Source organism: Pseudomonas sp. UBA2684 (assembly GCA_002354655.1).
Taxonomy (GTDB): domain Bacteria; phylum Pseudomonadota; class Gammaproteobacteria; order Pseudomonadales; family Pseudomonadaceae; genus Aquipseudomonas.
In genome coordinates this window covers 85,168-87,534 of sequence record DELY01000058.1, presented here as the reverse complement: position 1 = coordinate 87,534, position 2,367 = coordinate 85,168, and the positions used below count along the sequence as shown (strand labels likewise).

Here is a 2,367-nt window from a genome sequence, read left to right as displayed (position 1 = left end):
GCTGCCAAACCTGGCGCTTTTCCACGGTTAAAGCCGCTGAGGGGTTGATCCGCAGCAACAGTTAACGGGTACCGAGCCGTTTTTAACGCAGTCTCGGCAACCCGGGAGCCTGTTAGCCGTGTGCCGGGCTGATCGAGCCGGGCCCGATCGCGCGCAGATCAGGGCAGCCGGTCAAGGCCATGGCCACTTCCAACTCGGCGCGCAGCATCTGCACCACATGGGCAACGCCCACCGCACCCGCAGCGGCCAGCCCGAACATATAAGGTCGTCCCACCAGCACCGCATCGGCGCCCAGGGCCAGGGCCTTGAACACGTCGCTACCACGGCGAATACCGCCATCGAGCAACAGCGGTACGCGTCCTTCGAGCGCCGCTGCGACCTCCGCCAGCACGCTGATGGTCGCCGGCTGGGTATCCAGGGTACGGCCACCGTGGTTGGAGACGATGATGCCGTCGACGCCTTCCTCCAGCGCGCGCCGGGCGTCTTCGCCGGTCATCACGCCCTTGAGCAGCACCGGTAGACGCGTCAGCGAACGCAGCCAGCGCAGGTCTTGCCAGGTCGGCGCCGCCGCCAGCAGCGGGCCGCCGAGCAAGAGCCCGCCGTCCGGCTGCGCGCTGCCGGTCGGCAAGGGGCGCATGCCGCGCAGATTGACCGCCTCGACACCGGCCGGCAGCACGAAGCCGGCGCGCTGCTCGCGGTTGCGCACGCCGTTGACCGGCGCATCCACCGTCACCACCAGCGCCTGGTAGCCCGCCGCTTCCGCGCGCCGCACCAGGTCACGGGTGAAATCGCGGTCGTGCTGGATATACAGCTGAAACCACAGCGGGCTTTGCGCCTCGCGGGCAATTGCCTCCAACTCGATGCTGGCCTGGGTACTGACCACCATCCCCGCCTGCACTGCCGCGGCCGCCAGGACCGTGGCCAACTCGCCATCGGCATGCGCCAACTTCTGATAGGCCACCGGCGCCAGGACAATCGGGTGCTCGAACGTCTGACCGAACAACTGCAGGCGAGTCGTGCCGCCGCTCAGGTCCGCCAGCACACGGCTGCGCAAGCGCAGACGCTGGAAGGCCGCGATATTGTCGCGCAGGGTCAGCTCGTCCGCCGCGCCGCCGGCAATGTAGGCCCACGCCTGCTCGCTCATGCGCGCGCGGGCAAACGGCTCGTAATCGCTGACAGCGGCAATCGTGGGCGGGATCTGCGTCAGGGGTGGCAGGAGCATGTCAGTCGTCCTCAGGTGTTCGCCCATTGGCGCAGCAGGTTGTGATACACGCCAGTCAAGCGCACCAGCTCCGGGCTCTGTGGCACCTCGGCGGTGAGCGCCTGAACCGCGTTGTCCAGCTCCAGCAACAGGCTGCGCTGGCTGTCTTCGCGCACCAGGCTCTGAATCCAGAAGAACGCTGCCAGGCGCGTGCCGCGGGTCACCGGGGTGACGCGGTGCAGGCTGCTGCCGGGGTAGAGCACCAGTTGCCCGGCCGGCAGTTTGACCCGGTGGCTGCCGTAGGTGTCTTCGACCACCAACTCGCCGCCGTCGTACTCCTCTGGCTCGCTGAAAAACAGCGTCGCGGATAGATCGCTGCGCACCCGATGCGAGGTCCCCGGCACGCTGAAAATCGCGTTGTCGATGTGATTGCCGTAGGTGCCGCCAGCGCTGTAGCGGTTGAAGCGCGGCGGCAGCACCTTCAATGGCAGGGCCGCGGCGATAAAGCGTGGCTCGCTGCCAAGCCGTTCGAGGATGAAGTCGCCAATCTGTACCGACAGCGGATCATCCTGGGCCAACTGCTGGTTGTCCTTGGCGCGCGCCGCAACATGCCCGGCGGTCTGTTTGCCATCCTGCCAGGCCGCCTGCTCGAGCGCCGCACGGCACTGGCGCAGTTGCTCCGGCGTGAGGATATTGGGGATTGTCAGCATCATGGTCACGCGTCTCCTCAACCGGTGAACAGCCGCGTGGCGGCTCACCCCTAATCAGTTGCAAATGATTCTAAATAGCTCGACCGAACTATGACAGCGCCACACGCCGCGTCATGTACTCCTGCGCAATAAAAACGCCCCGCCGCGTGTATTGGGTTTAGCCGCCAAGGTGTATGGCCGGTTCGTTCAGCGTGGAAGGGGCTTTAGCCACGAAAAGCGTTGCAGCGCCGATCAAATTGCGCGGCTGCAGTCCGATGCTCTGGCGCATAGCGGGTAGGTTGACGTTGAGCGGAGCGAAGCCCAACAGTCTGAGGCAGGATCGCTGGGCTTCGTCGCGTCCCGCCCCAACCTACGGCTGATGCCCCTGCAATACGCGATTGAGACAGAGCCAATAAAAACGCTATGTACCCGTTAACTGTTGATGCAGATAGCCGTCACGTGGGAGCGGCTTTAGCC

Annotated in this window: 2 protein-coding genes; both read right to left on the bottom strand. The window is 65.5% G+C overall.

The annotated features are described in order from the left end of the window. Positions 1–112: 112 nt before the first annotated feature. The gene (locus B3M58_RS21800) at positions 113–1,222 is read right to left on the bottom strand and encodes an alpha-hydroxy acid oxidase (RefSeq protein WP_296222424.1); all 1,110 of its coding nucleotides are present in this window, start codon (positions 1,220–1,222) and stop codon (positions 113–115) included. An 11-nt stretch (positions 1,223–1,233) separates the two neighbouring features. Then, positions 1,234–1,914, bottom strand: a complete 681-nt coding sequence (locus tag B3M58_RS21795; RefSeq protein ID WP_296222422.1) for a Fe2+-dependent dioxygenase — start codon at positions 1,912–1,914, stop codon at positions 1,234–1,236. Positions 1,915–2,367: the final 453 nt, after the last annotated feature.